Annotated in this window: 14 protein-coding genes; 7 read left to right on the forward strand and 7 right to left on the reverse strand. The window is 67.6% G+C overall.

The genetic code is table 11. From position 1 onward, the window contains the following. Positions 1 to 176: 176 nt before the first annotated feature. Positions 177 to 2951: a TonB-dependent receptor gene (locus ASE67_RS12425; protein ID WP_055761744.1), complete on the reverse strand. Its 2775-nt coding sequence runs from the start codon at positions 2949 to 2951 to the stop codon at positions 177 to 179. Positions 2952 to 3166: 215 nt separating this feature from the next. On the opposite strand from ASE67_RS12425, the gene ASE67_RS12430 reads away from it, so the two are divergent. Then, complete coding sequence (locus ASE67_RS12430; protein WP_055761749.1) at positions 3167 to 3922, forward strand: DeoR/GlpR family DNA-binding transcription regulator; 756 nt, start codon at positions 3167 to 3169, stop codon at positions 3920 to 3922. Further along, entirely contained in the window at positions 3919 to 4731 is an 813-nt protein-coding gene (locus ASE67_RS12435) for an endonuclease/exonuclease/phosphatase family protein (protein ID WP_235511898.1), read from the forward strand. Before ASE67_RS12430 ends, ASE67_RS12435 begins: the two co-directional genes overlap by 4 nt. Positions 4732 to 4921: 190 nt before the next feature. On the opposite strand, the gene glmS is transcribed toward ASE67_RS12435, so the two are convergent. Together glmS and glmU are read right to left on the reverse strand one after the other, a co-directional pair. Next, positions 4922 to 6745 (reverse strand): glutamine--fructose-6-phosphate transaminase (isomerizing), encoded by a 1824-nt coding sequence (gene glmS / locus ASE67_RS12440; RefSeq protein WP_055761755.1) that lies wholly within the window; start codon positions 6743 to 6745, stop codon positions 4922 to 4924. A 31-nt stretch (positions 6746 to 6776) separates the two neighbouring features. Then, a complete protein-coding gene (gene glmU / locus ASE67_RS12445; RefSeq protein ID WP_055761757.1) occupies positions 6777 to 8135 on the reverse strand; it encodes a bifunctional UDP-N-acetylglucosamine diphosphorylase/glucosamine-1-phosphate N-acetyltransferase GlmU in 1359 nt (452 codons plus the stop codon). A 62-nt stretch (positions 8136 to 8197) separates the two neighbouring features. Between glmU and ASE67_RS12450 the strand changes: the two genes are divergently transcribed. The 4 genes from ASE67_RS12450 (at position 8198) to wecC (ending at position 12341) form a co-directional block, all read left to right on the forward strand. Continuing rightward, entirely contained in the window at positions 8198 to 8866 is a 669-nt protein-coding gene (locus ASE67_RS12450; RefSeq protein WP_055762841.1) for an HAD-IA family hydrolase, read from the forward strand. Positions 8867 to 8965: 99 nt separating this feature from the next. Further along, entirely contained in the window at positions 8966 to 9751 is a 786-nt protein-coding gene (locus ASE67_RS12455) for an SDR family NAD(P)-dependent oxidoreductase (RefSeq protein ID WP_055761760.1), read from the forward strand. A gap of 219 nt (positions 9752 to 9970) precedes the next feature. After that, entirely contained in the window at positions 9971 to 11095 is a 1125-nt protein-coding gene (gene wecB, locus ASE67_RS12460) for a non-hydrolyzing UDP-N-acetylglucosamine 2-epimerase (RefSeq protein ID WP_055761763.1), read from the forward strand. Then, positions 11088 to 12341, forward strand: a complete 1254-nt coding sequence (gene wecC / locus ASE67_RS12465) for a UDP-N-acetyl-D-mannosamine dehydrogenase (RefSeq protein WP_055761767.1) — start codon at positions 11088 to 11090, stop codon at positions 12339 to 12341. Before wecB ends, wecC begins: the two co-directional genes overlap by 8 nt. 530 nt (positions 12342 to 12871) lie before the next feature. On the opposite strand, the gene ASE67_RS12470 is transcribed toward wecC, so the two are convergent. Genes ASE67_RS12470 through ASE67_RS12485 form a run of 4 tightly spaced genes read right to left on the reverse strand, consistent with a single transcriptional unit; the run spans position 12872 to position 15405 of the window. Then, on the reverse strand, positions 12872 to 13867 hold the full coding sequence (locus ASE67_RS12470; protein ID WP_055761771.1) for a nucleotidyltransferase domain-containing protein: 996 nt from the start codon (positions 13865 to 13867) through the stop codon (positions 12872 to 12874). After that, entirely contained in the window at positions 13864 to 14721 is an 858-nt protein-coding gene (locus ASE67_RS12475) for an HprK-related kinase A (protein WP_055761774.1), read from the reverse strand. Before ASE67_RS12475 ends, ASE67_RS12470 begins: the two co-directional genes overlap by 4 nt. Then, positions 14718 to 15002, reverse strand: coding sequence for an HPr-rel-A system PqqD family peptide chaperone (locus ASE67_RS12480; protein ID WP_055761776.1), 285 nt, complete (start codon positions 15000 to 15002; stop codon positions 14718 to 14720). Before ASE67_RS12480 ends, ASE67_RS12475 begins: the two co-directional genes overlap by 4 nt. A 7-nt stretch (positions 15003 to 15009) precedes the next feature. Next, entirely contained in the window at positions 15010 to 15405 is a 396-nt protein-coding gene (locus ASE67_RS12485; protein WP_055761778.1) for a hypothetical protein, read from the reverse strand. 256 nt (positions 15406 to 15661) lie between these two features. On the opposite strand from ASE67_RS12485, the gene ASE67_RS12490 reads away from it, so the two are divergent. Beyond that, a complete protein-coding gene (locus ASE67_RS12490; RefSeq protein WP_055761781.1) occupies positions 15662 to 16864 on the forward strand; it encodes an ATP-binding protein in 1203 nt (400 codons plus the stop codon). Positions 16865 to 16887 lie beyond the last annotated feature (23 nt).

Consider the following 16887-nt stretch of genomic DNA (forward strand, 5'->3'; position numbering starts at 1 on the left):
GGCGGGGGTACGGATATCTGCTTCGTCACCCCGGACTTGATCCGGGGTCCCGCTTTTGCGCGAGCGCCGGAGACGAAGCGGGACCCCGGGTCGAGCCCGGGGTGACGGTAGGGGGTGGGCGTCACGATGCGGCGTACGGACACGGGCGGCGACGCTAACGCCGCCGCCCCGCCCGCTTACATCTTCATGGTCAGGCTGAACTGGAACACCCGGCCGGTCTTCAGATAGCCGCCGTTGCGGTCGTTCGAGATATACGTCTCGCCCTTCCCCACCGTCGCCCAATAGGTGTGCTGGTCGAGCAGGTTGCGCGCCGACACGCCGATTTTGAGGTTGTCGGTGACTTCATAGGCGGCACCGAAGTTCAGCTCGCCGACCGGCTGGACATAGATGTCCGGCTGGCTGTCCTGCACCGCGGCCAGGAACTTGCCGATATAGTTGTACCACAGGTTCGTGCGGAACCCGCCGCCGGCATAAAAGACCTCGGCATTGTAGATCAGGTCCGGCGCCTGGGGCAGCGTGCTGCTGCGGGTGGTGCGCGCGCCGTTCACCGGGATGATGTAGGTCGCCTCGGTCTTCTGGTAGGTGACGTTGCCGCCCACGCCGAAATTGCTGAGGAAGCTGCTGTCGACCATGTCGCCGACGGTGAAGCGGCCCGATGCCTCGACGCCCTTCGCGGTGCCGCCGCCGCCGTTGATCGGGCGGATGAAGGTGGTCTTGCCGACCGTCTCGCTGCCGCTGCGCGATGCGGTGCTGACGATGAAGTTGCTCAGGTCCTTGTAATAGGCGGCCAGCTGGACATAGCGGCCGACGCCCATCTGGTAATCGACGCCCGCGTCATAGCTCCATGCCTGCACCGGCTTCAGGTCCGGGTTCGGCTGGGTGATCGTCACGGTGCCGTCGCTGGCCGGTTCGCTGATCCGGGTTGGGCCGGCGAGCAGGTCGAAGGCGGGGCGGGCATAGCTGGAGCGTACCGCGCCACGCACCGTCAGGTTGCCGTTGGGCTTCCACGCCGCCAGCAGGCTGGGGTCGATATGATCGTAATCGCGCCCGGCGTTGACGAAGCGCGCGCCGTTCACGTCGCTCAGGTAATAGCGTGCGCGGAAGCCGTTATCCTCGTACCGGACGCCGGGCATCACTTCGAGGTTGCCGAAGGTCAGCGTGGCGGTGCCGTACAGCGCCTTGCGCGTTTCGTTGCCGCTCGACAGGCCCTGGTTCAGCGTGGTCTGCGACACCGGGATCAGCGGCACATAGTCGCGGACCTGCGCGTCGAGCTGCGCACGCGACAGCACCTTGATCGGGCGGGCGGGATAGTAATCGAGGAAGTCCTTCAGGACATAGCCGAGATACTGGTTGATCGACGGCCCCTGCACCGTGCCGTTCTGCAGCGGGGTGAGGAAGCGATAGCGCGTCTGGTCGGGCGCGAGGCTGCGACCCGACCGGTCCGAATCCTCGTACAGACCACCGACCTCGACCTTCACGAAGCTCTGGCTGTCCCAGCCGATGCTGCCCTTCAGCGTCTTCTTGGTCTCGCTCAGATAGTCATAGCCGCGCTGGACATAGAGCTGGGTCGGCCGGTCGAGCGACGCAACATAGGCGATGGCGCCGTTCGACAGGATCGGGCGCGGCGACTTCGGGTTCGACAGGTCGACGTTCACGCCTTCGGTCGCGGCACCGGTGTTGGTCGCGGTGCCGTTATAGGCGATGCCGCGGAACGCCGCCTCGATCCGGGTCGGCTGGTCGAACCGGCCATCGGCGTACGCGCCTTCCAGCGCGGCGGTGAAGCCCTCCCAATGCGCCTTCGCGCCGACCTGTGCCGAGAACAGTTCCTGCTCGATATCCTCGGTGCGGAAATAGCTGGCCGGGTTGATGCCGAGCGGGGTGTAGACGCCCGCGGCATTGTACGACCCGCCGTTCGGGTTCGTCTGGCCGCGCGTCAGTTCGTTGCGCAGCCCGGTCTGGTTCATGGTGTTGGTGTTGAGATACGTCGCATAGTTGACGCGGGCGTAGAGATCGACGGGGTCGCTGCGGAAGTCGAACGCGCCGGTCGCGCCGTAGCGCTTGATCTTGTTGTTGTAGAAATTCCACTGCACGCCATCGGCGGTCAGTGCGTTCGGGTTGGCGCGCGAATTGCCGCTGTTGGCGCGGGTCGGCTTGTAATCATTCTGCACGGCGGTCGATTCGGCGGCGTTGCCGCGCTCTTCCAGATACGCCGCGACATAGACACCGAACTGGTGATCGCTGCCGAAGCGGCGCGCGGCGTCGAGGCCGATCGCCCCGCCGAACGCTTCCTGCTCGCGGTCGAGTGCGAGGCCGGCGACCTGCCCCAGCACGCGGGCGCGGGTGAAGCTCTGGTTGAAATCGAACGCGGTCGGCGTGCGCAGGTCGACGATGCCGGCGATGCTGTCGGCATCCTTGGCCGCGCCCGGCGTCTTGTCGGTCACGATCCCGCCGATCGCGAAGGGCGAGAACAGGTTGAGCGAGATCGCGCGGTTGTTGCCCGACGTCTGCGGCAGGCGCAGGCCATCGAGGGTGTAGGCGTTATAGCTGGTGTCGAACCCGCGGATCGTCACGAACTGCGCTTCGCCGGTCGCGCTCTGGTTGCGGCCCTGGTCGCGGCTGACCGACACGCCCGGCAGCATCTTGGCCAGGTCGGCGATGCTGGTCTGCGAATGGATCGCGACGTCGCCGGTGGTCACGATGTCGATCGTGGCAATCGCCTGCTGTTCCTCGTTCAACGCGGTGCGCTGGCGACGGCCGTTGACGACAATATCGTCGGTCAGCGATTCACTGGCGGTCTGCTGCGGTTCCTCGGCGACGGGCGCGACGGACGCGTCCTGGGCAAGGGCGGCGGCGGGCAGCAGCGCGCCCAGCGTCAGCGCGGCGATGCCGCTGGACAGGACAAGCGCATGGGCGCGCCGCCGGCGTGCCGGCAGCGTCGGGATCGACGACATGGATATTCCCCCCAAGGGTATGTTGGATTGGTCGCGGGGTTGTTCCCCGTTGGATCGCGCCGCTAGCCAAAGCTTGTGTATAATTTATGACAATGGCGCATCCGGGTGTGGATTTCCTGATGATTTCTGGGAGAGACGAACCGTTATGATGAATTACTGTTGAGTTGTGCGGTGATCGCTTGTGTCCCCGGTCACGGACGATATGCTGTAGCGCGATGATGAAACGCCGCGACCGCCGCCAGGAAATCCTCGACCTGCTTGTCCAGGGCGAACCGCTGGGCATTCACACGCTGGCCGATACGCTGGCGGTGTCCGACGAAACGGTGCGACGCGAGTTGCGGCTGCTGGAGGCCGACGGGCTGATCGAGCGGATTCACGGCGGTGCGCGCCTCGCCAAATCGGTGGAGGAAGGACCGTTCGAGGAGCGGCTGCACCGCAACGCCGGGCCTAAGCAGCGCATCGCCGCCGCCGTGGCGCAGACCGTTGCGGACGGCGATTCGTTGTATCTCGATGCCAGTTCGACCGCGTTCCATGTCGCGCAGGCGATCAAGGGCAAACGCGACCTGACCGTCGTCACCAACGCCCTGGGCGTCGCGGCGGAGCTGGGCGGGCGCTATGGCAACCGGCTGTATCTGGCGGGTGGCGAGCTGGACGACCGGTACCGGGCGTTCTTCGACGCGACGGCGCGGGCCTATCTGGCGCAGTTCCGGCCGGGCATGGCGATCGTGTCGACCGAATCGGTCGATGTCGCGGCGGGCTTCACCGATTATCACGTCGGCGAGGGCGAGCTGTGCCGCCAGATGATCGCCCAGTCACGCCGGGTGACGATGGCGGTCGATTCGTCGAAATTCGACCGGGCGAGCATCGTCGCGGTGGCGGCCTTCGCCGATATCGACCGCATCGTCACCGACCGCGCGATCGACCCGGCCTATGCCGCCGTCACCCCCGGCGTCGAATGGATCGCGGCATGATCCGCTGGCTGCTGACCACCCTCGCGGTCGTCGCGATGCCGGTACAGGCGCGCGACCTGCGCGTCATGAGCTTCAACGTCCGCTACCCCAATCCCGACGACGGCCCCAACCGGTGGGAGGCGCGCGCGCCGATCCTGATCGATACGATCCGCGCCGCCGATCCGGATGTGGTGGGCACGCAGGAGCTGTACCGGCGACAGGGGGATGCGATCGTCCGCGCGCTGTCGCACTGGCGCTGGTTCGGGCGCGACCGGCGCGGGGCCCATGCCGACGAGCATATGGGCATCCTGTATCGTACCGACCGGTTGCGGCTGGTGCGGCATGGCGATTTCTGGTTGTCGGACACACCCGACCGGGTGGGCAGCGCCAGCTGGGGCACCGACCTGCCGCGCATGGTCAATTGGGGCGAGTTCGTGCGCAAGGATGGCCGGCGGTTCGTACTATTCGACACCCATTTCCCGCACCGCGACAGCGACGCGATCGCGCGGACGAAGGCGGCGGGCGTGCTGCTGGCGCGGATGCGGCGCATTGCCGGGCGGTTGCCGGTGGTGGTGACCGGCGACCTGAACGCCCAGCCCGACAGCGAAGCCTATCGCGCCTTTGCCGCCACGCTGGCCGATGCCTGGGCGCGGGCACCGCAGCGGTCAGGGCCGGTGCTGACCTTCCACGACTTTACCGGCACGCCCGACCGGCGGATCGATTATGTGTTCGTGCTCGGGTTCCGGCCGGTTGCGGCGCGGGTGGCGACCGACCATCGCGGCCCGCGCTACCCGTCCGATCATTTCCCGATGGTGGTGGATTTGCGCTGAGCCGGGCGCGCCGCACCGCGTTGATGGGGAATGCATGAATTAAAACTCCTCCCCGGCACGGGGAGGGGAACCAGCGAAGCTGGTGGAGGGGGGTGCCCGCTTACGGCACGGTTGCGTTGCGCGGAGAACCCCCTCCACCGTCCGATGTGCGGACGGTCCCCCTCCCCGCGCAGCGGGGAAGAGCTTCAGGTCACTCCACCGTCACGCTCTTCGCCAAGTTGCGCGGCTGATCCACGTCGGTGCCCTTGGCAACCGCAACATGGTACGCCAGCAACTGCACCGGCACCGCGTACACGATCGGCGCGATCAGTGGATGGACCTTCGGCATGGTGATCGTCGCGACCGCGCCGTCGCCCGCCGCCTGGATGCCGTCATAGTCGGAGATCAGCACGACCTTGCCGCCGCGCGCCTGCACTTCCTGCATGTTGCTGACGGTCTTGTCGAACAGCGGCCCCGACGGCGCGATGACGATCACCGGCACCTGGTCGTCGATGAGGGCGATCGGCCCGTGCTTCATCTCGCCGGCGGCATAGCCCTCGGCATGGATGTAGCTGATTTCCTTGAGCTTCAGCGCACCTTCCAGCGCCAGCGGATAGTCGGTGCCGCGGCCCAGATACAGCACGTCGCGCGCCGCCGCGATGACGCCCGCCATCCCCTCGATCGCCTCGTCATAGGCGAGCGCGGCGTTGATCGACGCGGGTGCTTCGGCCAGGTGGCGGACGATGCTGCGCTCCTCCGCCTCGGACAGCTTGCCCTTCGCCTTGGCGAGATTGGCGGCCAGTGCGGCGAGGACGGCGAGCTGGCAGGTGAACGCCTTGGTCGAGGCGACGCCGATTTCCGGCCCGGCATGGGTCGGCAGCAGCAGGTCGGCTTCGCGCGCCATCGTGCTGGTCGGCACGTTGACGACGACGGCAATGGTCTGGCCCTCGCTCTTGGCGTGGCGCAGGGCTGCGAGGGTGTCGGCGGTCTCGCCCGACTGGCTGATGAACAGCGCCAGGCCGCCCTCCTCCATCACCGGCGCGCGGTAGCGGAACTCGGATGCAACATCCAAGTCGACGGGCACGCGGGCGAACTGTTCGAACCAGTATTTGGCGACCATCCCGGCATAGAAGCTGGTGCCGCACGCGACGATCGTGACACGCTTGATTCCCGACAGGTCGAAATCGGGGATCGGCAGCGTCACCTTGCCCTCGAAGCGCTGCAGGTACGAGCGCAGCGTCTGGGCGACGACGATCGGCTGCTCGTAGATTTCCTTCTGCATGAAGTGGCGGTGATTGCCCTTGTCGATCAGCGCGCCGGTGACGCCCGACAGGGTGACCGGACGCTCGACGGGGTTGTTGTCGCGATCAAAGATCTCGGTGCCGTCGCGACGGCAGACGACCCAGTCGCCTTCCTCCAGATAGGCGATACGCTGCGTCAGCGGGGCGAGCGCCAGCGCGTCGGAGCCGAGATAGACTTCGCCCTCGCCATAGCCGACGACCAGCGGCGAGCCGAGCCGCGCGCCGATCAGCAGGTCGTCATGCTGACGGAAGAGGATCGCCAGCGCGAACGCACCATGCAGGCGCGGCAGGATCGCCTTGACGGCCTCGGCCGGGGTGCGGCCCGCCTCGACCTGTTCGCTGACCAGATGGGCGACGACCTCGGTATCGGTCTCGCTGGTGAAGACCCGGCCGCGCGCGGTCAGTTCCTCGCGCAGCGGCTTGAAATTCTCGATGATGCCGTTGTGGACGACGGCGACTTCGTTGGTCGCGTGCGGATGGGCATTGTCGGTGGTCGGCCCGCCATGCGTCGCCCAGCGGGTGTGGGCGATGCCGATATTGCCCGGCAGCGGATGCTCGCCCAGTTCGGCGGCGAGGTTCTTCAGCTTGCCCGACGCACGACGCCGCTCGATCGCGCCGCCCTCCACGGTGGCGATGCCCGCCGAGTCATAGCCGCGATATTCGAGGCGCTTCAGGCCGTCCAACAAGCGGTCGGCGACGCTTTCGGTGCCGATGATGCCAACAATTCCACACATATTCGTCTCTCCGGCGGGATGCCCGCTTGGGTTATTTCCTGGCGGCCTTGGCGGCAGCCTGCTTGTGGCGGAAGCGCTTGGCCCAGCCGGGATGGTCGGCGCGTTCGGCACGGACCAGCGCCAGCGCGTCGCCCTCGACATCGCGGGTAACCACCGACCCGGCGGCGACCAGCGCGCCGTCGCCGATCTTCACCGGCGCGACCAGCGCGCTGTTCGACCCGATGAACGCGCCCTCGCCGATCTCGGTGCGGTATTTGAAATAGCCGTCATAGTTGCAGGTGATCGTGCCCGCGCCGATATTGACGTTTGCCCCGACCGTCGCGTCGCCGAGATAGGTCAGGTGGTTGGCCTTGGCGCCGACACCCAGCGTCGTGTTCTTGACCTCGACGAAATTGCCGACCCGGCTCCCCTCGCCCAGCACCGCGCCGGGGCGCAGGCGCGCATAGGGGCCGACGTCGGCCTTCGCCGCGACGGTCGCGCCCTCCAAGTGGCTGAAGGCGTGGATCGTCACATTGTCGGCGATGGTCACGCCGGGGCCGAACACGACGTTAGGTTCGATCGTCACGTCACGCCCGAGCTGCGTGTCATGGGCGAAAAACACGGTGTCGGGGGCGACCAGCGTGACGCCATCGGCCATGGCGCGCGCGCGGCGTTTGCCTTGCCACGCGCTCGCCACCGCCGCCAGTTCGGCGCGGCTGTTGATGCCGGCCACTTCGTCGGCCGCCGTCTCGATCACCACCGCACCGCGCCCGTCGGCGATGGCGAGCATGACGATATCGGGCAGGTAATATTCGCCGGCGGCATTGTCGTTGCCGACCCGCTCCAGCAGCGCCCACAGGTCGGCCGAGCGCACCGCGGTCACGCCGCTGTTGCACAGGTTCACCGCGCGTTCGTCGGCGCTGGCGTCCTTATACTCGACCATCTTGGTGATGTTGCCGGCGTCGTCGGCGATGATCCGGCCATAGGCGGCAGCATCGGCGGGGCGGAAGCCCAGCACCGCGACCGCCGGAGCGTCGGCTTCGTCCAGCCGCGCGGTCAGCCGCGCGACGGTATCCGCCGACAGGAGCGGCGTATCGCCGAAGCACACCAGCACGATGCCGTCGTGGTCGGCCAGCGTTTCCTTCGCCTGCAGTGCCGCGTGGGCGGTGCCCAGCTGCTCGCGCTGCCACGCAATCTCGACGCCGCGCCCGGCGACCGCCTTTTCCACCTGTTCGCCGACCGCGCCGACGATCACCACCCGGCGGGTGACGTTCGCGGCGGACAGGCTGTCGAGCAGGTGAAACAGCATCGGCTGACCGGCGAGCGGGTGCAGCACCTTGTGCTTCGACGACTTCATGCGGGTGCCCTGCCCGGCGGCGAGGATCACGGCGGCGATCGGTTGTGCGCTCATGGGGGCAGTCTGTGGCACACGACCCTTGCCAATTCCATATCGCGCGCGCCAATGCGGCGATGATGACAAAGATTTCATTCGCGATCGTCGGCTTCGACCTCGACGGCACGTTCGTCGATACCAGCGGCGACCTGACCGATGCGGTGAACCACGCACTGGCCGATGCCGGCCGGCCGCTGCTGACGCGGCAGCAGGTCATTCCGATGATCGGCGGCGGGGCGAAGCACATGCTGCGCCAGGGGATGGAAGCGACCGGCGGCTGCGACGAGGCGGAGCTGACCCGGCTCCACCGCCTGCTGCTCGATTATTACGAGGCGCATATCGCGGTGCATTCGCGGCCCTTTCCAGGGGCAATGGCGGCGCTGGACCAGCTCGACGCAATGGGGGTGACGGTCGCGATCGTCACCAACAAGCTGGAGGCGCTGGCGCGGCGGCTGCTCGACGAACTCGACCTCACCCGCCGCTTCGCCTGCATCATCGGCGGCGACACGCTGGGGCCGGGCAAGTCGAAGCCCAACCGCGCGCCAATCGACGCTATGATCGCCCAGTGCGGCGGCGGACGCGCGGCGTTCGTAGGCGATTCGCATTTCGATATCGATGCCGCGAAGAATGCCGGCATTCCCAACATCGCCTGTTCGTTTGGCTTCCTGATGCAGCCGGTCGCGGACCTCGGCGCCGATGCGGTGATCGATTATTTCGACGAACTGATCCCGACGCTGGCGAGGCTGTAGATGCTATCGTCACCCCGGACTTGATCCGGGGTGACGGAAGGGAGTGCGGAACCGACCTTGCTGCCGAACGCTCCCCCACGCGACCATAGGAGAATTGCCATGACCCGCCCCGTCGCCCTCATCACCGGCGCATCGTCCGGTATCGGTCTCAGCTTCGCGCATCATCTGGCGCGCACCGGCCATGATCTGGTCATCGTCGCCCGGCGCGAAGACCGGCTGCGCGACCTTGCCGAACAGCTGTCGGTCGAACACGGCATCGATATCGAGGTGATCGCCGCCGACCTCGCCGATCCCGATGACCTCGACGTCGTGGAGGAACGGCTGGAGGCCGGTGATCCGATCGCGCTGTTCGTCAACAATGCCGGCTTCGCCGCGATGGGCAAGGTCGGCGAGGGCGACCGCGACGACATGACTGACATGCTGCTGCTGAACGTCGTCGCGTTCAGCCGGCTGGCCGATGCGGCGATGGCCGGCATGAAGCGCACCGGACAGGGCACGATCATCAATGTCGGGTCGGGCACATTGTTCACCAAGATGCCGGGCTATGCCGGCTATGGCGCGTCCAAGGCCTATGTCACCTATTACACCCGCACGATGCAGGCCGAGGCGAAGGGCGGCAATATCCGCGTCCAGCTGCTGATCCCCGGCGTCACCGCGACCGACTTCCACCATGTCGCGGGCAAGAGCATCGACGACTTCCCGCCCGAGCGCGTGATGGAGCCCGACGATCTGGTCGTCGCCTCGCTGCGCGCGCTGGAGCTGGGCGAGGCGGTATGCATCCCGTCGCTGCCGGATGTTGCGGACTGGGAGGCGCTGGAGGCGGCCGAGGCGAAGATCGCGCCCAATGCGTCGCGGGACAAGGTAGCGGATCGGTATCACGCCTGAAGCTCCTCCCCGGCACGGGGAGGGGGACCATGCGCAGCATGGTGGAGGGGGGTGTCGGCATACGGCACAGTTGCGTTGCGCAGCGAACCCCCTCCACCATCCGCTGCGCGGACGGTCCCCCTCCCCGCAGAGCGGGGAGGATCTGAGAGCCACCAATTATTAAGCTCCCGCAGCTACATCGGCCATGATAGCGACCAGTTCAGGTCGCGGGGGCGTGTGATGGGTCAGCGGGTGCAGCGAGTGTTGGTCGTCTTCGGCACGCGGCCCGAGGCGATCAAGCTGTTCCCGCTGATCCACGCCCTGCGCGCCCATCCCGGTTTCGACACCCGCGTCGTCGTGACCGCACAGCATCGCGAGATGCTGGACCAGGTGATGGAGTTCGCCGGGATCGCCCCCGATATCGACCTGAACATTATGACCGCCGGCCAGTCGCTCGACGGCCTGACCGCGCGGCTGCTGGATGCGCTGGGTCCGGTGTTCGACGCGGAGCAGCCCGACCGGGTGATCGTGCAGGGCGACACCGCCACCGCGATGGTGGCCGCGCTTGCCGCCTATTACCGCAAGGTGCCCGTCGCCCATGTCGAGGCGGGCCTGCGCAGCCACGACATTTATCACCCCTGGCCCGAAGAGGTGAACCGCAAGATCGTCGGCAGCATCGCCGATCTGCACTTCGCCCCGACGCAGACCGCCGCTGACGCGCTGCTGGCCGAGAATGTGCCGGCGAGCCGCGTGCTGGTGACCGGCAACACCGTCATCGACGCGCTACACATGGCGCGCGAACGCCTTGCCGCCGAACCGCAGCGAACGGAAGGACTGAACGAACTGGCCGATCGGTTTGCGGGCAAGCGCGTGGTGCTGGTCACGACCCATCGCCGCGAGAATTTCGGCGGCGGCATGGAGAATATCGCCCGCGCCATCGCCCGCATCGCTGCGCGCGAGGATGTCGGCGTGATCTTTCCGGTCCATCCCAACCCGCAGGTGCGCTCCGTCATGGACGCGATCCTCGGTGACAATCCGCGCGTGGCGATGATCGGCCCGCAGGATTATCCGCATTTCGTCCGCCTGCTCGACCTGTGCCACCTCGTCCTGACCGATTCGGGCGGGGTGCAGGAGGAAGCACCCGGCCTCGGCAAGCCGGTACTGGTGATGCGCGAGACGACCGAGCGTCCCGAGGGCGTGATGGCCGGCACCGCCAAGCTGATCGGATCGGACGAGGACCGCATCGTCGCCGAAGTCGGTACGCTGCTCGACGACCCCCATGCCTATGCCGCGATGGCACGGGCGCATAACCCTTTCGGAGACGGCCATGCCTCCGCCCGCATCGTGGAGACCCTCTATGCTTGAACAGCGGATCACCGCCGCCGACACCTATGATGTCTGCGTCGTGGGGCTGGGCTATATCGGCCTGCCGACCGCCGCCGTCGTCGCCCGCTCGGGCGCGCGGGTCATCGGCATCGATGTCAGCCAGCATGTCGTCGACACGGTCGCGCGCGGCGACATCCATATAGAGGAAGCCGATCTCGACACGCTGGTGCGCGACGTCGTGCTGCTGGGCCGGCTGACCACCGCGACCGCGCCGGCGCCGTCCGCTATCTTCGTCATCGCGGTGCCGACGCCGTTCGGGCCGGGGCATGTGCCCGACCTCAGCTATGTCCTGAACGCCACCCGCGCGATCGCGCCGGTGCTGGAAAAGGGCAATACGGTGATCCTCGAATCGACCTCGCCGGTCGGGACCACCGAACAGATTCGCGATCTGCTGGCCGAACTGCGCCCCGACCTCGCCATGCCCGGCATGTCGGATGCGCCCGACATGGCCGTCGCCTATTGCCCCGAACGGGTGCTGCCCGGCCGGATCATCCTCGAACTCGTGTCCAACGAACGCTCGATCGGCGGGATCACCCCCGCCTGTGCCGAGGCGGCGTGCGGCTTCTACCGCCGTTTCGTCGAAGGGGCCTGCACCGTCACCACCGCGCGCACCGCCGAAATGGTCAAGCTGGTCGAAAATACCAGCCGCGACGTCGCCATCGCCTTTGCCAACGAGCTGTCGATCGTGTGCGACAAGATGGACCTGAACGTGTGGGACGTGATCGAGCTGGCCAACCGCCATCCGCGCGTCAACATCCTGAAGCCGGGTCCGGGCGTCGGCGGGCACTGCATCGCGGTCGATCCGTGGTTCATCGTCGATGCTGCGCCCGAACAGACCCCGCTGATCCGCACCGCGCGCGAAGTGAACGACGGCAAGGTCGATCACGTCGTTGGCCGCACCGTCGCGATGCTGGAGGCGTCGCCGGACGCCCGCGCGTCGCTGCTGGGCCTCGCGTTCAAGGCGGACATCGACGACCTGCGCGAAAGCCCGGCGGTGAAGGTCGCCCAGGCGCTGATCGCGCGCTACAGCGACCGGATCGATCTGGTCGAACCGTTCGTCACCGCCCTGCCCCGGTCGTTGAGCGGCGGACGGCTGGTGTCGCTGGACGAGGGGTTAGCCAACGACATCCTCGTCGTGCTGGTCGACCATAGCGTGTTCAAGGGCGTGCCGGTCGAGGCACGCGAAGGCAAGCAGGTGTACGATACGCGGGGGATGTGGCGGTAGGGCATCGTCACTCCAGCTAAGGCGGCTGGCGAGCTGGCCGGGCTGGTGGTTAGCTGCCGTCCGCTACTTGCGTCCGGAACGGGTGGTGCGGGTTCCTGCGGATGAAGTCCTCAACTTCTCGCAGACGGTCTGGGAATGGCTCTGCATCTCGCCAGCGTGTGTGGTTGATGAAGCGGAAACCAGCAAACCAGAGTGCCCGGACCTTAGCCCATTGCTCAGTGTCATCCCTCTTGGGAACTTTGAAGGCGCGCCCCATCCACCGAAGATCGCCCCGGCATTCTGGGCACTTGGCCGTAGTATCTTCCGGTCGCTTCCATGACTTGTGACAGTCAAAGCAAGCATGCGGCCAGAGGCATTCTGGACCTCGATTCAAGGGCGTGGTGGCAACCACAGCACCTTCCGATTGCCAAGGCCACGACGAAGTTCCATCCTTTCGGGCTTAGTGAGGCCGCTGGTCATCGCCGATGTATGCGGCAGCCACTCTAAGTCTGCAATTGGGCGAAAGCCGACGTGACCAGCAGAGGGCACGTCTATTTCTTTCGAAACTTCGTCCACAGATGCCGCGCCAGCATTGCTGACGGCATCCGGAGCCAATGCGAGCGGACGTAGAAACCCAACTCGGTGCCCTTGTGCCGCAACCGCCCCCAGCCGTCGCGGGCCAATAGCCGCCGGGTGAACAGCGCGTCCGACGCCACCGGGCCGCCGCCGCCGGGCGTGCCGTAAATCCGCCGCGCCAGCCTGAGCGCCCGCGCGACCGCCGCCGACAGTTCGTGCCGTGCCGCCCGCTGCGTCAGCGACGCCACGAACCCGGCATCGCGATCGACAAACTTGCGCACCAGCCGGTCGATGTCCCACAGGTTGCGCAAGCCACCCTGCAGATCGCCATCGGCGAAGAGGTGGGCAGCCGCGTGGACCACCATGTCCTCCGGGCACAGCACCGACAGCCCGCCCGCCAGCGGCACGGCGTCCGCGATCAGCAGCGCCGCGTCGGGCGTCGGCCGCGCGGTCGGGGGCAGGATCGTGTGGTGGACGTCGATCATCCGGTCGCGTGTCCGGTGGATCAGCGGCGGCAGCTCGTGCATCCAGCGGCGGTAATAGGCGTCGTCATAGGGGTCGGGCTTCACCCATTCCCACCCAGCGGCCAGCAACGCGGCCTCCACCGCGTCCAGCGCCTCGCGCGGCACGAGGATGTCGAGGTCGCCGATCGCGCGCCCCCGCCCGGCATCCAGCCCGGCAGCGACGAAGGCGGTCCCCTTCAACAGCACGACCGGCACACCGAGCGGGGCGAGCGCGCGGCGCGCCGCCTCCGCCTCCCACAATGCCGCCACCCGGCCCTGTTCGGCGGACGCGCGGGCGTCGGACAGGAGGCGTGCGGCAGGGACCGGCAGTCCCTCCAGCCGGGTCGCCACGCTCCCGATCAACTGCTCCGCCCGCGCCGCGGCGATCAGCGCGTTCCATTGATCTGGCGTCAGCGTTGCCGCCCGCCCCGGATCAGCCAGCACGGCGGCGACCAGCGCCCCGCTCATGCCAGCTCCCCCCACAGCCGCTCGACCAGCGCCAGCGCGGTGTCGGGATAGTCGATCGCCCGCACCGGTAGCCGCGCGACCAGTCCGGTCAGCGCATCGAACCCGCGCTCACCCATCGCGACATAATTGGTCGACGCCTGGGTCAGCCGCACGAAGGTTTCGGCCGGTTCGACGGATCGCACCGCCTCCGCCGGCCCAAAGGTCGGGAATAGCAGCAGCGCCGGGACGGCGGGGCGATCCATCGCGGCGATCGCGGCGGCATCGGGGACCAGGTGGCGAATGTCCCCCTTCGGCGTGCCCGCCAGCAGCGGCCCGAACCGGCCACCGGGCGCAGCGCGCTCCATCACCCCGATCGCTTCGTTCTTCAGGCTGATGAGACGGGGAAAGGCGTGGACCAGCCCGCTTGCCGGGTCGAGCAGCGCGAATTCGTCGCCCATCAACCGCCAGCCGCGTGTCATCAGCAGCGCCGCCAGCGTCGATTTGCCCGCGCCCGATTCGCCGGTCATCAGCAATGCGCGCCCGTCGCGCTCGACGGCGGAGGCGTGGAGCAACAGATACCGCCGCTGCGCCAGCGCCATCTGCAGGTTCATCCCCATCTCCGCCGCCAACAGCCCCTGTGCCAGCGGCAACGGCGCGGCGTCGGGAATGGTGAAGTCGCCACCGATCATCACCGACGGCCGCACGAACCGCCGCCACGGTCGCGCGGCGAACAGGCGGACGTTGAAATCGACGATGCCATCCGCCGGCTGCGGATAGTCGCGATAGAGGTCGCGCAACTGATCGATGGGGCCGCGCCAGTCGCTGCCGATACGGAACCCCACCGGCCCGATGCGCAGCATCGTCGCGTACCTCACGCCGGTTCGTCCATGCGCTCGACCAGCCCGGTGTCGACCAGCTCGTCCAGCCGCGCGATCAGCGCCGCCGCGTCGCCATCGGGCAGGTCGAACCGTTCGGCCAGCGCCGCGAGCAATTCTTCCGCGGTCATCGCCCGGTCGGCCAGCAGGTCGAGGATTTCGGGCACCGGCGGCGCCACGACATGGGTCTGCCCCGATGCGCGGTGGTAGAGCACGCTCAATCGGTCGAGCGGCACGATGCGCAGGGCAACCGCCGGCGGCGCGCGATAGCGTGCCGGCACGGCCGGTTCAGCCGCGCGGCATCTGGAGCGAGGCGAAACAGGTGAAGCCGCTGGTCCCGTTCTGCAACCGCTGGACATATTTCAGGTAGGCGCGGGTCGTATCGCCATCGGCACCCGGCAAATTCTGCCCCTTCATCGCCAGCTTGACCTGTTCGCCGGTGAACGGGCGGTTGGCACCGGGAAAGGCGCCGGGCGTGCCGGGGGCGACGACCTGTCCATCGGACGCGATCATCTGTCCGGCGCGGGCGCGATCGGGGATCGGGATTTCGCAGGTCATGATCGACGCCTGGGTCTGGGCCAGCGCCGGGCGGATCGACACCACCGCCGATGCGCCGGCGGCACCGATCAGCAGCGTGCGCCGCGCGAGCTTGCCATCGGGCGAAGGGGTGGGCGTGTCGGTCATCCCGCCATCTTCCCCAATGCACCGGTTTTCGCAATCGCAAAGAGGGTTAACGCGTCCAATCGCGGGGCAATGCCGCCGGCGCTGCCCTTGGGCACCACTTCCGCTAGGGGTGCAGACGCATAAACGGCAACGACCAGCTTCGGCCTTCCGCTTCGCGGTCATCGTGGGAACGTCGCTGGCCGCGTCGCTTGCTTGCGCCTTTCCCACGACGATCACGGCCATTGCCGTTTATGGGTCTGCACCCTAATCGGGGGCGATGGACGAATTCGGCCCCCGCCTGCCCCTCGCCCTCGTCATCGCGATCGGCGTCGCCCTGCTGGCGCTGTTGCTGGGTGCCGGGATCAACGCCAGCGCGGTGGTGCTGGTGGGGGCAGTCGCCGCGGTGCTGGTCGCCGGGCTGCACCCGCCCGAACGGGGACCCAGCGAATCGCCCGATACCCAGCGCCAGCAGGTGTTCGCCGCGACGCAGGCCGCGATCGATGCGGTCGACGAACCGATCCTGGTCATCGCCGGCGGCCATGTCGAGGCGGCGAACCCCGCCGCGCTCGCGCTGCTCGGCCAGCATATCGTCGGCGGCGACGTCCGCCTCGCCATCCGCCATCCTGCCGCCGCCGAACGGCTGTTCGGCATGCGTGACGATCGGGAACCGGTCGGACTGGTCGGCCTTGGCGCGCGTGACCAGAGCTGGGAAATGCGGGTCCGCCCGCTGGCTGACGATCGCCGGCTCGTCCATCTGGTCGACCGCACCGGCAATCGCGCGACCGAAAAGATGCGCGTCGATTTCGTCGCCAATGCCAGCCACGAACTGCGCACCCCGCTCGCCTCGCTGCTGGGCTTCATCGAAACGCTGCGCGACGAGGCGGGCGAGGACCCTGCGGTGCGCGAACGCTTCCTGAAGGTCATGAACGACGAAGCGCGGCGGATGCAGCGGCTGATCGACGACCTGATCTCCTTGAGCCGGATCGAGGCCGAGAAATATCGCCCGCCCGACCAGGCGATCGACCTGTCGGCGATGGTGCCGGCGGTGCGCGACGAACTGGCCGCGACCAACCCGACGCGCGGGGCCGATATCGTGCTGCGCATCGCGCCCGGCGTGACCGTGATCGGCGACCGGGCGCAATTGTCGCAGCTGCTGCACAATGTGATGGGCAATGCGATGAAATATGGCCGCGCCGGAACGCCGGTCGAAATCGGCCTCGACCCGCGCGACACCATGGCCGCTTTGGTGGTGCGCGACCATGGCGAGGGGGTCGCGATCGAACATCTCCCGCGCCTGACCGAACGCTTTTATCGTGTCGATTCAGGGCGCAGCCGGGCGCTGGGCGGCACGGGCCTTGGCCTTGCCATCGTCAAGCACATCGTCGAGCGCCATCGCGGCCGGCTCGATATCGGCAGCGTGGTGGGGGATGGCACGACGGTTTCCGTCCTGCTTCCCCTCCACGGTGTCATAAAGCCGTAACGCCATGGTAACATGGCACGGCG

Source organism: Sphingomonas sp. Leaf23 (assembly GCF_001421585.1).
Lineage (GTDB): Bacteria > Pseudomonadota > Alphaproteobacteria > Sphingomonadales > Sphingomonadaceae > Sphingomonas.